We start from the raw sequence: 18104 nt of genomic DNA, 5'->3' as shown, positions 1-18104 counted from the left end.
GCGTAAATAAATTGTAAACAAACAGATAATTTGATGAAGAAAAAACTTAAAATAGTAGGTATATCATTACTAATACTAATAGCATTATTAATTGCAAGTCCATTTATTTTCCAAAACCAAATCAAGGATATGGTGCGCACTTACATTAATCAAAATGTTAATGCTACCGTCACTTTTGACGATGTAAATTTAAGTTTTATTAGTAGCTTTCCGCAAGCTAACGTCACATTAGACAACCTTACTATAACGACTTTCGAGCCTTTTAAAAATGATACTTTAGCAAAAATCGATTTTTTATCTTTAGACATGTCCATTAAGGAATTGTTTAAAAAAATGGATGAAGAACCATTAATTGTAAACGCCATAGCTATTGACAATGCACTTGTAAATCTAAAAACAAATGCAGTTGGCGCTGTAAATTGGGACATAGCTAAACCAAACAACACCAACACTAGCGCTACAAATACAGATAGCACTGGTTTTGCTTTTGACATCGAAAGCTATAAGATTACTAATAGCGCTTTTAATTATTTAGACGAAAGCACTACAACTATTTTCAAAATCGCAAATTTAAACCACTCTGGAAAAGGAATCTTTTCAGGAAATTTATCAGAACTAGATACAAATACAGAAGCCAACGTTTCTTTTAGCATGGATGGCACAGAGTACTTAAGCAATAATAGCTTAAAACTAGATGCTTTAATTGACTTAGATCTAGCAAACAGCAAATATACTTTTAAAGAAAATAAAGCCTTAATTAATGACCTGCCTTTAGAATTTAAAGGATTTGTTCAATTAATAGAAGCTGGTCAAAATATTGATATTTCTTTTGAAAACCCAGGCTCTACTTTCAAAGACTTTTTGGCAGTTATACCTAAAAGTTATGCTAAAAACTTAGACAATGTAGATACTACCGGAAATTTTAAAATCAATGGAGTAATTAAAGGAGAAGTTACAGAAACTAAAATACCAACCTTAGATATCAATATCCTTTCTAATAATGCGTCTTTCAAGTTTGACGACCTTCCAAAACGTGTCGAGAATATTAGTATTAATGTTGAAATTAAAAACGAAACAGGTATTACGGATGATACGTACGTTAAAATAAATACTTTAAATTTTAAAATAGATGAAGACGAATTCAAAAGTTCTGCAACTATTAAAAATTTAACCAAAAACATGTTAGTAGACGCGCATTTAGATGGTGTTTTAAATCTAGGTAACTTGACAAAAGCATACCCTATAGAGTTAACCAATAAACTAGAAGGTATTTTAAAAGCAGATCTTAATACTAATTTTGATATGAATGCAATCGAAACAAATGCATACACACGTATTAAAAACAATGGTGCTATAAGTGTTTCTGATTTTGTGTTTTCATCACCAGATATCGTTAACCCAATAAACATAACAAAAGCAGCAGTAAATTTTAATCCGGGCACGATTACTTTAGACCAATTTATAGCTACAACAGGAGATACTGACCTAAATGCAACTGGGACTATAAATAACTTACTAGGATTTTTATTAAGTGATAAAAAACTACAAGGAGACTTTAACGTAAAATCTAATGTATTTAAAATAAGTGATTTTATGGTAGAAGGTGGTAGCGACGCCCCAGTAAATCAAAGTACAGAACCTGCAACTGCATTAAAAATACCCGCTTTTTTAGACTGCAGCATAACAGCAGATGCAAAAACAGTTTATTATGATAATCTAATATTAAAAGATGTCAAAGGAGATCTTAAAATAGCAGACGAAAAAGCACAACTAAAAAACGTTACCTCTAGCATATTTAACGGGAACCTAACCCTAGAAGGACTTGTGGATACTAAAAGCACAAAACCAACTTTTAATATGAATGTTGGTGCTAAAAACTTTGATATCGCTCAATCGTTTAATGACTTAAATTTACTAAAAGCATTAGCTCCGATAACCAAAATATTAGAAGGTAAATTAAACAGTACGATTAATTTATCAGGAAGCTTAGGTGATGATTTCACACCGTTATTAAACAGTATAACAGGTGACGCTTTCGCGGAATTACTTACAACTAAAATTGAGCCTAAAAATGAACAACTATTTTCTATGTTAGAAAGTAAGCTTAACTTTTTAGATTTTAGCAAACTGGATTTAAAAGACCTGCAAACCAAATTATCATTTGATAACGGACAAGTAACAGTTAAGCCATTTGATATAAAATATAAAGATATTAAAATGACGGTTGGCGGATCACATACGTTTAGCAACACCATGAATTACCAAATAGTACTTGATGTTCCTGCAAAATATTTAGGTAGCGATGTAAACAACCTGATAAATAAAATTAATGACCCTGCTGTAAATACCTTAACCATCCCCGTAACTGCATCTATTTCTGGTAATACATTAAAACCACAGGTAACTACAGATTTAACTAGCGGGGTTAAAAATTTAACCACGCAATTAATAGAAATTGAAAAACAAAAATTAATTAATAAAGGCCAAGACAAACTCACAGATGTTGTTGGAGGCATACTTGGAGGAAACACACCAAAAGACAGCACAAGCACTCAAACCAACACTGTAGTTAACGATGTTTTAGGAGGAATTCTAAATAACAACAAACCTAAAGATAGTACATCAACAGATTCCATTAAACCAAAAACACAAGTAAAAGACGTTATAAAAGGACTATTTGGTAAAAAGAAAGAGTAAAACGTTAGATTTTGAAATTTTAACAATTATTTATCGTTACTATGTCTTTTTTTTCAGAATTTTAATCGTTTGAGCTTTTATTTCAAAAGAATATGTTAATTATTTGGAAATGTCAATAAAAGCATTACATTGTACCTATAACATTAAATAATCCGGACTGAATGAGGCAATTAAAAATTACCAAGCAAGTTACCAACCGTGAGTCAAAATCACTAGATAAATACCTACAAGATATAAGCAAACTTCCCATGATTACCGCTGAGGAGGAAGTTGAATTGGCACAGAAGATTAGAGAAGGCTGTCAAAAATCTTTGGATTTATTAACCACTGCTAACTTACGTTTCGTAGTCTCTGTTGCAAAGCAATACCAAAACCAGGGTTTAACATTACCAGATTTAATTAACGAAGGTAATGCTGGATTAGTAAAAGCAGCAAAGCGATTTGACGAAACCAGAGGTTTTAAATTTATATCCTATGCAGTATGGTGGATTAGACAAGCAATTTTATCTGCTTTAGCAGAACAATCTAGAATTGTAAGACTTCCATTAAACAAAATTGGATCAATAAACAAAATAAGAAAAGTAACCTCTCACTTAGAGCAAGTCAATCAAAGACCTCCAAGTGCATCTGAGATTGCAAAAGAATTAGATTTAACAATTAGTGATGTTAAGCAATCTATGAAAATCTCTAGTAGACACGTCTCTATGGATGCGCCTTTAAAAGAAGGTGAAGATTATAGCTTATATGACTTAGTTAGCTCTAACGAGTCTCCAAACCCTGATAACAACTTAATGCGCGAATCTTTAAACACTGAGATTGATAGAGCATTAGAAACACTAACTCCTAGAGAAAGTGATGTTATTAGACTTAACTTTGGATTGAGCGATCAACCAGCAATGACATTAGACGAAATAGGTCGTACTTTTGACTTAACACGTGAGCGTGTAAGACAAATTAGAGAAAAAGGAATCAGACGTTTACGTCAAACTTCTAAGAGTAAAATACTAAAAACGTATTTAGGATAAACCTAAATAACGCTTTAGTCTATTAAATAACAAAAAAAGTGCATTATTAATTTGAATTATATTTTAATTTAATTGATATTTGCACCAGATTTAAAATTTAGATATGTTAAGAATTGAAATTAAAGAAGGTGAAAACATAGAACGTGCTCTAAAACGTTACAAACGTAAGCACAGAAATGTAAAAGTTATGCAAAACTTAAGAGACAAGCAATACTTTACAAAACCATCTGTAAAGAACAGACGTCAGATTCAAAAAGCTAGTTATATTCAAGGTCTTAGAGACGCAGAGAATATATAAATAACTTTTCTTTTATATAAAAAAACCACGCATTTTAATATGTCGTGGTTTTTTTGTTGTTTAAAACATATCACATTAATTGTTTTCTTAACTAGTCATTGTAACATAAAGTTACCTCAGGCGATTATTAAAAACAACTGATATAAATAAGTTGTGCCTAAAATTTAGAATTAACAATCAAAACATACAGTCACATTTTGATTGGATTTTAAAACTTAAGATAGTCTACTTTGTATGGATCTCCCAATAAACTCTCCATTACTAATGGATTACCATTAGAGTAAAACTGTAACACAGACTTGCTATCACTTAAATTTAATAAGTTATGTTGCTCTAAAACTGCTTTTGTTTGTTTTGCTACAGCTTCTCCTGAATCGATGATTTTTACATGAGAAGGCAATAATGACAATAGTTGCCTAATTAGATATGGATAATGCGTACAGCCCAGGACTAGATAATCTATATTAGCAGCTAACATTGGTTTTAAATAGGTTTTAAGAAGCATTGTCATTTGATCAGAGTCAATGTGACCACTTTCTATCAACTGTACAATGCCTTCTCCTTCTTGCTCTATAATCTTAATACCATTACTATACAACTGTGCTGTATCACAAAACAATTGACTAGTTAGCGTCCCTCTTGTAGCTAAGACGCCTATCGCTTTTGTTTTAGTTTGTAAAGCAGCTGGTTTTATAGCAGGCTCTATGCCAATAAAAGGCACATCATACTTTTGCCTTAAGTAGCTAATAGCATTAGTTGTAGCCGTATTACAAGCCACTACAATCAACTTACAGTTCTGATTAAGTAAATACTCAGTATTTTTTTCAGAGAGCGCTAAAATAGCCTCCTTACCTTTTGGCCCATAAGGCGCATTTGCACTGTCTGCTAAATAGATTGTATTCTCCTTTGAAAGCAATGCATGTATCGCCTTCCATATAGAAGTCCCTCCTACTCCAGAATCAAAAATACCTATAGGTTGTTTATTCATATAATTAAGCATAAAAAAAGCTGCCTAAATTTAGGCAGCTTAATTTTAATTTAAAAGGAATTTTAATTAAAATCCTAATTCTTTTTGTACATCAGATAATAAATCTTTACCAGAAGCCATAATTACACCTGAACTTTCAGAAGAATCTAAAACATAGTTAAAACCTTGTGCTGTTCCAACTTTTAAAATAGCTGCTTTCGCTTTTTCAGTAATTGGCTTTAATAAGTCAAATTCTTTTTTCTGTAATTGTGTTTGTGCGTCTGCTTGATACTGACGGATGCTTTGTTGCATTCCTTGTAACTCTTCACCACGAGCTTGATTTTGCTCGTTAGTTTTTGTAGCTGCTTCTGCTTCGTATAATTTTGCTTTAGCTTGATATTCTTTTACCATTTCTTGGATATCTGCTTCAAATGTCTTTCCCATTTTGTCCATTTCTGCTTTAGCAGCTGTCATTGCTGGCATAGACGCAACAAGTTTTTGTGTGTCAACGTGTGCTACTTTAGTCTGAGCGTTAGTAAAACTTGTCGCTCCAATAAATAAGGCTGCTGCAAATAAAAGTGTCTTGAATTGTTTCATTTTTAAAATAGTATTTGTGTGTTATAAATTATTTGTATTAGTCTTAGTTGTCTTCGTCTTCTCCGCTCTGATTTTCTTCTTTAGCTTTCTTACGGTCCTCTAAGATTTTTTGTTTTCTAGCTTCTAATTCAGCTTTTCTTGCTTCTCTATCCGCTAGTCTTTTTAATCTTTTTTCTTCAAGAATATCAGCACTTGACTTAACTGCTGCTTCTTGGTTATCGTTTTGGGTATCATCAGCAACACTTGGCTTATCTGTTTCTGTTTGATCACCACTTCTTTCTTTTAACTTATCTTCTCTTGCTTTTGCACGTTCTTCTAAAATCTTAGCTCTTCTATCAGCAGCTTCTTTTTTCTTAGCTTCTCTAGCATCTAAAATCTCTTTCTTTCTTAATTCAGCTGCAGTTGCACGCTCTGCATTCTTCTCGTCTATTGCTTTTTGACGTGATTCCTTTTCTTCGTTAATCTCAACTACTACATCTTCAGCCTTTGCATTTTTACGTTCCGCCTTATTTTTAGCCTGGGTACGTTTTGATGCTCTAGAGATTGTTCTAATAATTAACTCACTCATATCAAAACGTTCTGCAGAATATAACATAACCACGTCTGCTGACTTATCAAAAACAAAATCATATTTCTTTGCTTTTGCAATATCTTGAACTGCCTGAAAAATCTGATCTTGCACAGGTTGCATTAATTGTCTTTTCTGAAGCATTAAATCTCCATTAGGACCAAAACGTTTTTGCTGATAATCTAAGATTTCTTTTTCTTCAAAAACAATATCTTCTTCACGTTCTTCAATTAACTCTTTTGTCAATAATGCTTTTTCATTATTTAAAGACTCACGTTTTAATTTTACTTCGTTAAGCTTTGTTTCAATTTCAGCTTTCCACTTCTGAACTTTGTTCTCTAATTGACCTGTAGCTTCTGTATATTCTGGAATGTTTTCTAAAATATACTCAGTATCTATATAACCAATTCTAACTCCACGTTGAGCATTAACAGAAAAACCTGCTGCTAACATAACCAATACAATAAGAACTTTTAATTTCATTTTGGATGTTGTTTAAATATTTCTTTAGTATAAACTCAAATTAATTACAAACATTATAATACCAATGTCATTTTTTGAGTTAATTTTTTCAAAATAACGAATTTAATTCTAAAAAAAATTAATTCTTTAATCAAATCCTTGTAATGTTATTAGAAAATATCGTGCCAAAAATAAAAAAATAAAGAAACGATGTTTGTAATTTACTGGTTTTATTGGGCTAAACTATAATTAATTAAAATTGTTGACCAATTATAAAGTGTGTTTCCCATCCATGTTTAGAAGTCTCTCCTGGCTGTGGATCAAACCCATGACCAAAGTCGATACCTAATAAACCAAATGCTGGCATGAAGATTCTTAAACCTAAACCTGCAGATCTTTTAAGTGCAAATGGATCGTAATCATTAAAATTATCATAAGATCCCCCTGCTTCTAAAAACCCTAGCGCATAAATCTTAGCAGATTGCTTTAAGGTAATAGGGTAACGTAACTCTAAAGAAAATTTATTATAAATAGTACCACCATCAGCAGATGATAATGCTTGATTTGAATATCCACGTAAGGCAACAGCTTCTCTACCATCTAAACTATAACTTCCTAGACCATCCCCTCCAACAAAGAAACGCTCAAAAGGAATAACACCTCTATCTTGGTTGTATGCACCTAAGAAACCAAATTCTATACTAGGACGTAATACTAATTTACCAACTAGTCTAGTGTACCAATCTCCTTTAAATTTGATTTTATAAAACTCCAACCACTTATAACGCTCTTGATCAATTTCACTTACCCTATTAGCTGCTGCTGTTCTTAAAATAGTATTAGCATCTGCATCATTAGCTATAGCTTCATTAGTATCTCTTTCTGATTTTAAAGCACTATAATCTGTACTATTAAATATTGAATATGGTAACGAGAACTTTGCTGTTGCAGAAAAACTAGACCCTCCCATTGGGAAAATTGGATCGTTAAACGTATTATTTCTACTTAACCCTAACGTATAAGACAAGTTATTTGAATACCCATCTCCAAAAGTAAATAGTCCTGTATTATAGTTTTTTAAATTGTAATGCTGAAAACTTATCGCTTGAGACAATGTAAAGAAATCATCCGGAATTGATAAACGCTTAGCTAAACCAAATGTTATACCAGTAATATTAAAACGACTGTCCTTATCTGCATTACCAGTTGTTGCATCATATAAAAATTGCTTTGTTTGAGAAATAGATGTAGAAAACTGTACTGGTTTTTTACCTCCTAACCATGGCTCTGAAAATGAGAAGCTATATGTTTGGAAAAATCTACTTGCTTGTAAACGTAATGCTAATTTTTGACCATCTCCTGTTGGTATTGGCTTATAAGCATCTTTTTTAAAGATATCTTTAATTGAAAAGTTATTAAAAGACAATCCTAAAGTACCAATAAAACCACCTCCACCGTAACCTCCTTGAAGTTCGATCTGACTAGATCCAGCTTCTACAACAGCATACTCCATGTCTATTGTACCTTCTTCTGGATTTGGGTTTTTAAAATTTGGTGTTAATTGCTCTGCATCAAAGAATCCTAATTGACTTAATTCTCTAATTGTTCTTACAACATTTTCTTTACTATATAAATCACCTGGTCTTGTTCTAATTTCTCTATAGATAACATGATCGTTAGTTTTTTGGTTACCAACAACTGTTACTCTGTCAAAATACACTGGCTTACCTTCAGAAATTCTAATTTCCATATCAATAACATTACCATCTGCATTAATTTCTACTGGGTTAATAGTAGAAAATAAATACCCGTTGTTTTGATATAAGTTAGTTAAATCATCTCCGTCAGGTTTAGTTTCATCAGCAATACGCTTTTGAAGTTCTACACCATTATATGTATCTCCTTTTACAATTCTTAACTTTCGTCTTAAAGCCTCATCCGAATAAACAGTGTTACCAATAAAAGTCATGTCTCCAAAAGTGTACTTCTCACCTTCTTCAACCTTAATTTTTAGAGATACTGTTTTATCGTTGTTGTCAATTAGAGAATCAGAAATTACTCTTGCATCTCTATATCCTATTTCTTTATACTTATTTACTACACTGGTAAGATCTTCTTTAAAATCTGCTTCAATAAATTTTGAACGCTTTAAAACTCTAATTGGATTTTTCTTCTTAGTGTTTTTCATAGCTTTTCTAAGGTTTTTATCACTTAAAACGCTATTCCCTTCAAAATCTATGTTTTTAATTTTTACCTTATCACCTTTGTTAATAGCAACAATCATGTTAACTATAGGCTTTTCTATAGAGTCATTTACAACTTCGATAGTATTTACATTAACCTTAGCATTAAGAAAACCATTTTTCTTGTACTTGCTTTCTAAATAGTTTTCTGTAGTTGTAATTAAGTTTTCAGTAACCTTTGTTCCTCTTAAAAGTTTATTTTCTTTTAAAATAGTTTCGTGTTTACCTTTTTTAACACCAGTAATAACAATCTCTTTAAGCTCTGGCAAATCTGACAATCTTATTTCTAAAAAAGCACTATCACCTTCTACCTTTAGTAAATACATTTCTATATCACTAAATAAATTAGATTTCCATAATTTTTTTATGGCATCACTAATTTCTTCACCAGGAACCATAATTTCTGTTCCTTTTTTTAAACCGGAATAGGCAATTATTGTCTGCTCACTAAAGCTAGTATTTCCTTTAACTGTTATTTCTGCTAGATTATATTTCTTACCGTCTTCGTAACTTAAATCCTGTGCGCTTATTGTTAACGTACTTAAAAAAGTAATCACTAACAAAGTGTAGTTTAATATTGTTTTCAATGGTAATTGTTTAGCTAATTTGTTCACTGGTTTTCCCAAATCGTCGTTCTCTTTTTTGATATTCAATAATAGCTTCATATAAATGTTGCTTTGTAAAGTCTGGCCAAAGTACTGGTGTAAAATATAACTCTGCGTAGGCTATTTGCCATAGCAGAAAATTACTAATACGTTGCTCTCCACTTGTCCTTATAAGTAAATCAACATCAGGTAAACTCTGCGTGTAAAGATGTGCATTAAATACCGATTCGTCAATACTTTCTGTAGAAATTATATTATTTTTAACTTTAGTACTGATTTCTTTAACAGCATTTAATAGCTCTTCTCTAGACCCATAGCTTAGTGCTAAAGTCAGATCCATGTGCGTATTTTCCTTAGTTAATTCAATAACTTCTTGTAATTCTTTATATACTTTTTTTGGCAATGATTTTAAATTACCAATAGCTTTTAATTTAATATTATTGTCCTTAAAGGTCTTTATCTCTTTTTTAAGAGAAGACACTAATAATCGCATTAACGTATCCACTTCTAACTTAGGTCGGTTCCAATTTTCTGTAGAAAACGCGTATAAAGTCAAATGTTTAATACCTAATTCTGCACAAGCCTCAACTGTTTGACGCACAGATTTAGTTCCATTTTCATGGCCAAAAGCGCGTAACATTCCTTTTTGCTTTGCCCAACGCCCATTACCATCCATGATTATGGCGATATGCTTTGGCAAATTTTGCTTGTGTATGTGATCTTCTATATTCAAATTAATATCCGCAATAACATGGGTTCTTTCCAAAAGTATACGTTAATGTTACTCCTGTAAATGTATACCAATCATTATTATTTAAATTTCCAAAACTTCTATCAGCTAATTCTTTTGAGTCTGGTGCACTACCATCTAGATTATCCGAAAACGTATAACGTGCTCCAACCTCTAAAGCCAAGACAATATTAGGTGTAACCAGAGCTTTAAACCCCACAACCATAGGTATACCAATAGCAATACTGCTAGAGTCCTCCGTTTGCACGTCTCCTAAACTATCATAATATAAGTTATCGTGTTGTATTGCACTTACACCCGAAAACAAGTAAGGAGTGTATATAAATCCGCCTTGATGCAAATTAAAATCAAAAAAAGTAAACTCGACACCTGCGGTCAATTCTATGATTTGATTGTTAAACTCAAAACCTCTGATTTCTCTACTTGGATCATCAGAATTTGTATCAATCCCTTCCAAGTCAGCAAAAGTTAAAGACACTCTGTAAGAATGTCTTGGGCTTCTATTCCATTTATAGATCGCTCCAATAGCTAATTGATTGGGTGCAATATAATCTGTAGCTCCAACATCTCCTATAAAATTGGCACCACCCAAATACAACCCAAACTCGTTGATTTGCGCACTACTAAAATGTATGCTTAAAAATGTTAGTATGACTAAGGTAAACTGCTTCATAAATCTTCAAAGTTTGCAAATATAATAAATAAGACTACTCCATAACAATTTGATTGAAATAGTTACACTTAAAAACACATTTAACAAGATTTTATTGTTTAATTACGCTTGTCTTCTCCCCAAAGCAGTTTTTTTCGGAGTGTATCCAAGAAAGTTTCGTTGTTTAAAACGATCATTTTGATAGTAAACGGGGCTTTTTTTATGGTTATTGTTGTTTTGTTAGTTAAGGTCGCAATTCTAGAATCCATAGACACTAAATGCTCCTTTTCTCTACCATTTACTTTTAAAGTTATTACTGTAGAGTCTTCAATAACTAACGGTCTTGCACTTAAATTATGCGGTGCAATTGGCGTTAAAACTAAACTTGCTGCGTTAGGCGTAATTACGGGACCACCACAACTTAAAGAATACCCTGTGGATCCTGTTGGTGTAGATATAATCAATCCATCACTCCAATACGACGTTAAATACTCGCCATTTAATTCGGTTTCAACCGTAATCATAGAAGTTGTATTTTTTCTACTAACAGCTATTTCGTTTAAAGCAAAATTACAAGTATTAATTTCGGCATTATCCTCAGAACTTTTAATAGTAAGTAAGCTGCGTTCTGAGATTGAATAGTTTTTATCTAAAATATTTTGGATCGCGTCTTCAATCTCTTCATGTTGGATAGTAGCTAAAAATCCTAAACGACCGGTATTAACACCAACAATCGGGATATTTAAATCTCCAACTAAAGTTATTGCTCTTAAAATAGTACCATCGCCACCAATACTAACCAAAAAGTCAAAACTGTTATCTAACGTTATAAATGTAGCATAATCGGCTTCAATCTTTGGCGACACACCTTTATAAAAAGCAGCTTCAATAACCACCTCTATATTCTTTTTTTGAAACACATCTAATAACACTTCTAGTGATGCTAATGGTTTCTTTTTCTGAAATTGACTATAAACAGCAACTTTCACCATTACATATTAAGGTATTTATTAAGGTAATCTGATCGTTCTTTCAAACCATCAAGATAACTATCTTCCTCATGACCTGACACTATATTATAGCTATAACGTCTAAAGGTTTGCACCATTTCGCTTAAACCAACATTTCCTATTTTTAGAGTAATTTGCGCGATATCGTTTTCAATTTTAGAAATAAAAGCGCCATATAGCTTACCATCATTGCTTTCTACAATTTGACTAATTTCGCTAAACGAATAATCTATCAATCCTTTTTCTATGATTAAAACCGCTCCGTTCTCCGCAAAAAAAGGTGTTTCGTTAAACAAACCAATAATATCATTAAGCTCATAATACCCTAAATACTTATTACTGCCATCTAAAACAGGCATAATATTAGCGGAGTTTTGGGCAAACGCCTCTAAAACATCTAACCAATTAGTATCGTTTCTTACAAAAAAACCTTCGGTAGCATATCCACAATCAGAAATAACCTCAACTTTTTGAAAACAATGTGCGTCATTCTCTGAGATACATCCTAAATAAACTCCCGCTTCATTTTCAATAGGAATATGAGAGTAGGTTAATTGGTTAAACAACAGTTGCAAATCACTAACTAAGCCAGTGTTTAGCAATGGTTTTATATCATTTATTACGTAGTCTGAAAGGTTCATTTTATAAAAACTTTTGTTTTGCAAATTAATTAAAAATTAGCACAAAAAGCCTCTTATACTTTGTATTTTTGTGTTTTAAATTATAGTATAGTTATGACAAAATTAAGCGTAAACATCAATAAGATTGCTACTTTAAGAAATTCTCGTGGCGGTAACACCCCAAACGTGGTTCAGTTTGCAAAAGACGTACAACGTTTTGGAGCGGAAGGCGTAACCATACATCCTAGACCGGACGAACGTCATATTACCTATCAAGATGCCTATGATTTAAAACCGGTAGTACATACGGAGTATAATATAGAAGGTAATCCAATTCCAAAGTTTATGGATATGGTTTTAGAGTTACAACCTACACAAGTCACGTTAGTACCAGATAGTATTGATACATTAACTAGTAATGCAGGTTGGGATACTATTAAAAATAAAGGGTTTTTAACCGAAGTCATTGCTGAGTTTAAGAAAAAAGGTATCAGGACATCCATATTTGTAGATCCTGATTTAGCACAAATCGAAGGAGCAAAAGCAACAGGAACAGATAGGATTGAATTATACACAGAAGCATTTACGCATGAGTATAGTTTAGGTAATCAAAACGCCATACAACCTTATACGGCTTGTGCCGAATTAGCAAATAGCTTAGGACTTGGTGTTAATGCCGGACATGATTTATCTTTGGATAACATTCAGTTTTTTAAACAAAATATGCCAGGTCTTTTAGAAGTCTCTATAGGACATGCTTTGGTTTCTGAAAGTTTATATCTAGGTGTTGAAAATGTGATTAATATGTACAAGAATAAATTACAATAGAAACGTATGGTGTTACATTCAAATATTATAGGTGAAGGAAAACCGTTTGTGATTCTTCATGGTTTTTTAGGCATGAGTGATAATTGGAAAACGTTAGGTAATCAGTTTGCTGAGCATTTTCAAGTACATTTGGTAGACCAGCGCAATCACGGTCGCAGTTTTCATGATGATGCTTTTTATTATGAAGCATTAGCCGAAGATTTAAAAAATTACTTTGACACACATCAAATAAAGGACGCCATACTTTTAGGGCATTCCATGGGCGGAAAAACAGCCATGTTATTTGCAACACTATATCCAGAATTAGTAAGCAAATTAATAATAGCTGACATTTCTCCACGTTTTTACCCAATCCATCATGATGCCATATTGGACGGTCTAAACAGCTTAGATTTTGACACTTTAAAAAGTCGTGGTCAAGCAGACAAACAACTTGCAAATTATGTAACAGATGCAGGTACACGTATGTTTTTACTAAAAAATCTATATTGGATCGAAAAAGGAAAACTAGCCTTAAGAATAAACTTAGATGTGTTAACAGAAAATGTTTCTGAAGTCGGAGAAGCACTTCCATTACACGCCAAATTTGACGGAGACACTTTATTTTTAAGAGGTGACAAAAGTGAATACATAGGTAATCAAGATGAAACCCTGATTAAAAATCATTTTCCTGAAGCTAAGATTATAACTATTGCCAATGCAGGACATTGGTTACATGCAGAAAACCCAAAAGATTTTTATCAAGCTGTAACAAATTTTGTAAATTAAAGTCTATTAACTAAACCCTAGTTTATGAAACTTATTATAAGATTACTACTAAACGCTATAGCCGTATTTGCTATAGCCAATATATTAAACGGTGTATCCATAGATAATTACACAACCGCTATAATTGTGGCTGCAGTACTTTCTTTATTAAATCTATTGGTCAAACCCATATTAATATTACTAACATTACCCATTACAATTTTAACACTTGGCTTGTTTTTATTTGTAGTCAATGGGCTAATTATTTTACTAGCAGACAACTTTATAGATGGCTTTGCTGTATCCAGTATATGGACCGCTATTTTATTTAGTATTTTACTATCCCTTTTACAATGGTTACTGCAATCGTTTTTAAAAACAGATAAAGATTCAAATTAAATCTTAAAAATAGTCTGTAACACAACATGTTAAAAACTTTGTAATACTATAAAAAAGTAGTACTTTTGCACACCTTTTTAATTAAAAAAAACTAGTGTTAATGCCCATTTTAGGGCTTTATATCATTTATAATGAATATTACAAGAGAAAACATTGATGCATTAAATGCTGTAGTAAAAATAGATATCGCTAAAGAAGATTATAGCGCTAAAGTTGAAAAAATATTAGTAGACTACAGAAAAACAGCTAACATCCCAGGATTTAGAAAAGGTCAAGTACCAATGGGAATGGTAAAAAAACAATACGGTAAATCTGTATTAGCTGACGAAGTAAACAAAATACTTCAAGAAGCATTAAGCAAATATTTAGCTGAAGAAAAATTAGATGTGTTAGGGCAACCATTACCTAAACAACAAGACGAAATAAACTGGGATTCAGATTCTTTTTCATTTGAATTTGAATTAGGTCTTTCTCCAGAATTCAGTGTGGATTTAACAAGTAAAAAAGCCATTACACATTATAACATCGTTGCTGATGATAAAATGATTGATGAGCAAGTTGAACGCATCCAAAAACAATACGGAAAAATTACTCCTGAAACTGAAGTTAAAAAGGATAGCGAAATTACTGGAACCTTCAAAAACGAAGAAAAAGAAATAGACAATACGCTAACTGTAACTTTAGATCAATTTAAAGGTAAAGCAACTGAAAAGAAATTTATCGGTGCTAAAGTTGGTGATGTAATTACATTAAAAACTAAAGGATTATACGCAGATGATCATGAGTTAATGAATGCTTTAAAAGTACCACATGATGATGCACATGGATTAGACATCGAGGTGACTTTTACAATTAACGAAATTAATAGTCGTGCGTTAGCAGATTTAGACCAAGAGTTATTTGATAAATTATTTGGTAAAGATGGTGTAAAATCTGTATCAGAATTAAAAGCGAAGATTAAGGAAGATGCTGAAAAGCAATTTGTACAACAATCTGACCAAAAATTATTAAACGACGTTACAGAATACTTAGTAGACAATACTAAATTTGATTTACCAGCAGCATTCCTTACAAAATGGATGCAAGTAGCAGGTGAAAAGGAAATGGATGAAGCGACTGCAAAAGAAGAATACGAAAAGTCAGAAAAAAGCTTACGTTACCAACTTATCGAAGGTAAATTAATGGCAGACAATGATCTTAAAGTAGACTTTGAAGACGTAAAAACTAATGCTAAAGACATGATCAAAATGCAAATGGCACAGTTTGGACAACTTAATCCTTCTGATAAAGAATTAGATGATATTGCTGCACGTGTATTAGGTAATCAAGACGAAGTAAGACGTATTTCTGAACAAGTTGTAAGTCAAAAATTACTTAACCTTTACAAAGAAAAAGCAAACATCAAGGCTAAAGAAATGTCTTATGAAGCTTTTGTAAAAGAAGTTTACGGTGACAAATAATAAACCTCACTTTTTGTTTTTATCATTTTGATAAGATTGTATTAGTACAGGTTTAACAAAATAATCATTATCTTTAGGCGTTGTTTAGCAAGACTAAACAACGCCTAATTTTTTCAATAAAAATAACACTTATTCAAACTATGGATTACGGAAAAGAATTCGAAAAATTCGCTATAAAGGATCAAGGTATAAGTAGTACATATTACAATAAAATTATTAGTAGTATGTATCCTACCAACTTAACGCCTAACATTATTGAAGAGCGTCAAATGAACATCGCTATTTTTGATGTGTTTTCGCGTTTAATGATGGACAGGATTATATTTTTAGGAACAGGAATTAATGATCAAGTAGCAAATATTATTCAAGCACAATTATTGTTCTTAGAAAGTACAGACGCTAATAAAGACATTCAGATATATATTAACTCTCCAGGAGGAAGTGTTTACGCTGGATTAGGTATCTATGATACAATGCAATTTATCAAACCAGATGTAGCTACTATTTGTACAGGTATGGCTGCCTCTATGGGTGCTGTTTTATTATGTGCTGGAGCTAAAGGTAAACGTAGTGGTTTAACGCACTCTCGTGTTATGATTCACCAACCTTTAGGTGGTGCGCAAGGACAAGCTAGTGATATAGAAATTACTGCACGTGAGATCTTAATATTAAAAGAAGAACTTTATAACATTATTAGTAAGCATTCTGGTCAAGATTACGACAAAGTATATGAAGATAGTGATAGAGATTACTGGATGAAAGCTGATAAAGCTAAGGAGTACGGAATGATTGACGAGATTTTAGCTCGTAAGTAAAAATTATATAATAGTGAGTTATAAGTTTTTGTAAAACACAGAAACTTATAACTAATCACTTTTAACTATAAAAGATGGCAAAGGAAGAATTAGAATGTTCATTTTGTGGTAGAAAAAAACCAGAAACCAGCTTATTAATAGCCGGTTTAGATGCGCATATATGTGATAGATGCATACAACAAGCTCATGGAATTGTTTTAGAAGAATCTAAGGAAGAAGACTCCAAAGATCTTTCAGCAGAAATGATGCTTAAAAAGCCTAAAAAGATTAAATCATTCTTAGACGAATATATTATTGGTCAAGAATACACTAAAAAAGTAATGTCTGTAGCAGTTTATAACCACTACAAACGTTTACTACAGCCACCAACTACAGATGATATCGAGATTCAAAAATCTAACATCATAATGGTTGGACAAACAGGAACAGGAAAAACATTAATGGCTAAAACCATTGCAAAAATGTTAAATGTCCCGTTAGCAATTGTTGATGCAACAGTATTAACAGAGGCTGGTTATGTTGGTGAAGATGTAGAAAGCATTTTAACACGTCTTTTACAAGCTGCCGATTATAGTTTAGAAAAAGCAGAAAAAGGAATTGTTTTTATTGACGAAATAGACAAGATTGCACGTAAAAGTGATAATCCATCTATAACAAGAGACGTTTCTGGAGAAGGTGTACAACAGGCCTTATTAAAACTTTTAGAAGGCACTGTAGTTAACGTTCCGCCAAAAGGAGGACGTAAGCACCCAGACCAAAAATTTATAGAGGTTAATACAGAAAACATCTTATTTATTGCAGGAGGTGCTTTTGATGGTATAGATCGTGTTATTTCTAAACGTTTAAACATGCAAGCAGTTGGATATAGCGCTTCTATTAAAGAAGATGTTGTAGATCATGACAACCTGTTACAATATATTATCCCAAAAGATTTAAAAGATTTTGGTTTAATACCTGAAATAATTGGACGTCTTCCCGTTTTAACTTACATGGATCCTTTAGATGGTAAAACATTAAGAGCGATACTTACTGAGCCTAAAAACGCCATCATCAAACAGTATAAAAAACTGTTTCAAATGGATGATATTGAATTAAGTATTACAGATGGTGCTTTAGAGTTTATAGTAGGAAAAGCTATCGAGTATAAACTTGGTGCACGTGGACTACGTAGTTTATGTGAAGAAATACTAACTGACGCTATGTTTGAGCTTCCTGGAGGCGATATTAAAAAACTTAACGTTACAAAAGCATACGCAGAGCAAAGACTTAGTAAAACAACAATTAAAAAACTTAAAGCAGTTTCTTAATTAAAGAGTATACAAACAATAAAAAACCACTTTAGACAAATGTTTAAAGTGGT

General features: G+C 32.1%; 17 protein-coding genes. 9 read left to right on the top strand and 8 right to left on the bottom strand.

The annotated features are described in order from the left end of the window. Nucleotides 1–33 precede the first annotated feature (33 nt). From ACZ2G2_RS08075 to rpsU, 3 genes are all read left to right on the top strand, one after another. Nucleotides 34–2697, top strand: a complete 2664-nt coding sequence (locus ACZ2G2_RS08075) for an AsmA family protein (RefSeq protein ID WP_470391776.1) — start codon at nt 34–36, stop codon at nt 2695–2697. A 161-nt stretch (nt 2698–2858) separates the two neighbouring features. Beyond that, nucleotides 2859–3722, top strand: coding sequence for a sigma-70 family RNA polymerase sigma factor (locus ACZ2G2_RS08070; RefSeq protein WP_090841843.1), 864 nt, complete (start codon nt 2859–2861; stop codon nt 3720–3722). A 103-nt stretch (nt 3723–3825) separates the two neighbouring features. Continuing rightward, nucleotides 3826–4020: a 30S ribosomal protein S21 gene (gene rpsU / locus ACZ2G2_RS08065; RefSeq protein WP_090841842.1), complete on the top strand. Its 195-nt coding sequence runs from the start codon at nt 3826–3828 to the stop codon at nt 4018–4020. A 208-nt stretch (nt 4021–4228) separates the two neighbouring features. Here the strand turns inward: rpsU and murI are convergent, their stop codons facing one another. The 8 genes from murI to ACZ2G2_RS08025 form a co-directional block, all read right to left on the bottom strand. After that, nucleotides 4229–5008 (bottom strand): glutamate racemase, encoded by a 780-nt coding sequence (murI, locus tag ACZ2G2_RS08060; protein WP_090841840.1) that lies wholly within the window; start codon nt 5006–5008, stop codon nt 4229–4231. A 66-nt stretch (nt 5009–5074) separates the two neighbouring features. Beyond that, nucleotides 5075–5584, bottom strand: coding sequence for an OmpH/Skp family outer membrane protein (locus tag ACZ2G2_RS08055; protein ID WP_101203665.1), 510 nt, complete (start codon nt 5582–5584; stop codon nt 5075–5077). Between the two features lie 43 nt (nt 5585–5627). Further along, nucleotides 5628–6635, bottom strand: coding sequence for an OmpH/Skp family outer membrane protein (locus ACZ2G2_RS08050; protein WP_470391775.1), 1008 nt, complete (start codon nt 6633–6635; stop codon nt 5628–5630). Between the two features lie 232 nt (nt 6636–6867). Then, on the bottom strand, nt 6868–9522 hold the full coding sequence (locus tag ACZ2G2_RS08045; protein ID WP_470391774.1) for a BamA/OMP85 family outer membrane protein: 2655 nt from the start codon (nt 9520–9522) through the stop codon (nt 6868–6870). After that, entirely contained in the window at nt 9455–10138 is a 684-nt protein-coding gene (locus ACZ2G2_RS08040) for an isoprenyl transferase (protein WP_394364791.1), read from the bottom strand. The genes ACZ2G2_RS08045 and ACZ2G2_RS08040 overlap by 68 nt, the downstream gene beginning before the upstream one ends. A gap of 58 nt (nt 10139–10196) precedes the next feature. Beyond that, nucleotides 10197–10886 (bottom strand): type IX secretion system protein PorG, encoded by a 690-nt coding sequence (gene porG, locus ACZ2G2_RS08035; RefSeq protein WP_470391773.1) that lies wholly within the window; start codon nt 10884–10886, stop codon nt 10197–10199. Between the two features lie 98 nt (nt 10887–10984). Then, entirely contained in the window at nt 10985–11854 is an 870-nt protein-coding gene (locus ACZ2G2_RS08030; protein ID WP_232782613.1) for an NAD kinase, read from the bottom strand. 2 nt (nt 11855–11856) lie between these two features. Continuing rightward, a complete protein-coding gene (locus tag ACZ2G2_RS08025) occupies nt 11857–12516 on the bottom strand; it encodes a CBS domain-containing protein (protein WP_470391772.1) in 660 nt (219 codons plus the stop codon). A gap of 93 nt (nt 12517–12609) precedes the next feature. Here ACZ2G2_RS08025 and ACZ2G2_RS08020 point away from each other — a divergent pair, with 93 nt between their 5' ends. The 6 genes from ACZ2G2_RS08020 to clpX all read left to right on the top strand — a co-directional run bounded on the left by ACZ2G2_RS08020 (nt 12610) and on the right by clpX (nt 18051). Beyond that, the gene (locus ACZ2G2_RS08020; RefSeq protein ID WP_470391771.1) at nt 12610–13323 is read left to right on the top strand and encodes a pyridoxine 5'-phosphate synthase; all 714 of its coding nucleotides are present in this window, start codon (nt 12610–12612) and stop codon (nt 13321–13323) included. Nucleotides 13324–13329: 6 nt separating this feature from the next. Continuing rightward, nucleotides 13330–14091, top strand: coding sequence for an alpha/beta fold hydrolase (locus ACZ2G2_RS08015; RefSeq protein WP_090841825.1), 762 nt, complete (start codon nt 13330–13332; stop codon nt 14089–14091). A 24-nt stretch (nt 14092–14115) separates the two neighbouring features. Then, nucleotides 14116–14469, top strand: coding sequence for a phage holin family protein (locus ACZ2G2_RS08010; protein WP_090841823.1), 354 nt, complete (start codon nt 14116–14118; stop codon nt 14467–14469). Between the two features lie 131 nt (nt 14470–14600). Next, nucleotides 14601–15929 carry a trigger factor gene (gene tig, locus ACZ2G2_RS08005; protein ID WP_090841821.1) on the top strand — a complete coding sequence of 443 codons (1329 nt, stop codon included), beginning with the start codon at nt 14601–14603 and terminating at the stop codon, nt 15927–15929. 140 nt (nt 15930–16069) lie between these two features. Next, complete coding sequence (gene clpP, locus ACZ2G2_RS08000; protein ID WP_090841819.1) at nt 16070–16744, top strand: ATP-dependent Clp endopeptidase proteolytic subunit ClpP; 675 nt, start codon at nt 16070–16072, stop codon at nt 16742–16744. A gap of 74 nt (nt 16745–16818) precedes the next feature. Further along, nucleotides 16819–18051 (top strand): ATP-dependent Clp protease ATP-binding subunit ClpX, encoded by a 1233-nt coding sequence (gene clpX / locus ACZ2G2_RS07995; protein WP_470391770.1) that lies wholly within the window; start codon nt 16819–16821, stop codon nt 18049–18051. The last annotated feature ends 53 nt before the right edge of the window (nt 18052–18104 follow it).

The organism is Olleya sp. KKT75 (assembly GCF_055635485.1).
The sequence above is the reverse complement of the archived record's forward strand: the minus strand, read 5'-3'. Positions and strand labels throughout refer to the sequence as shown.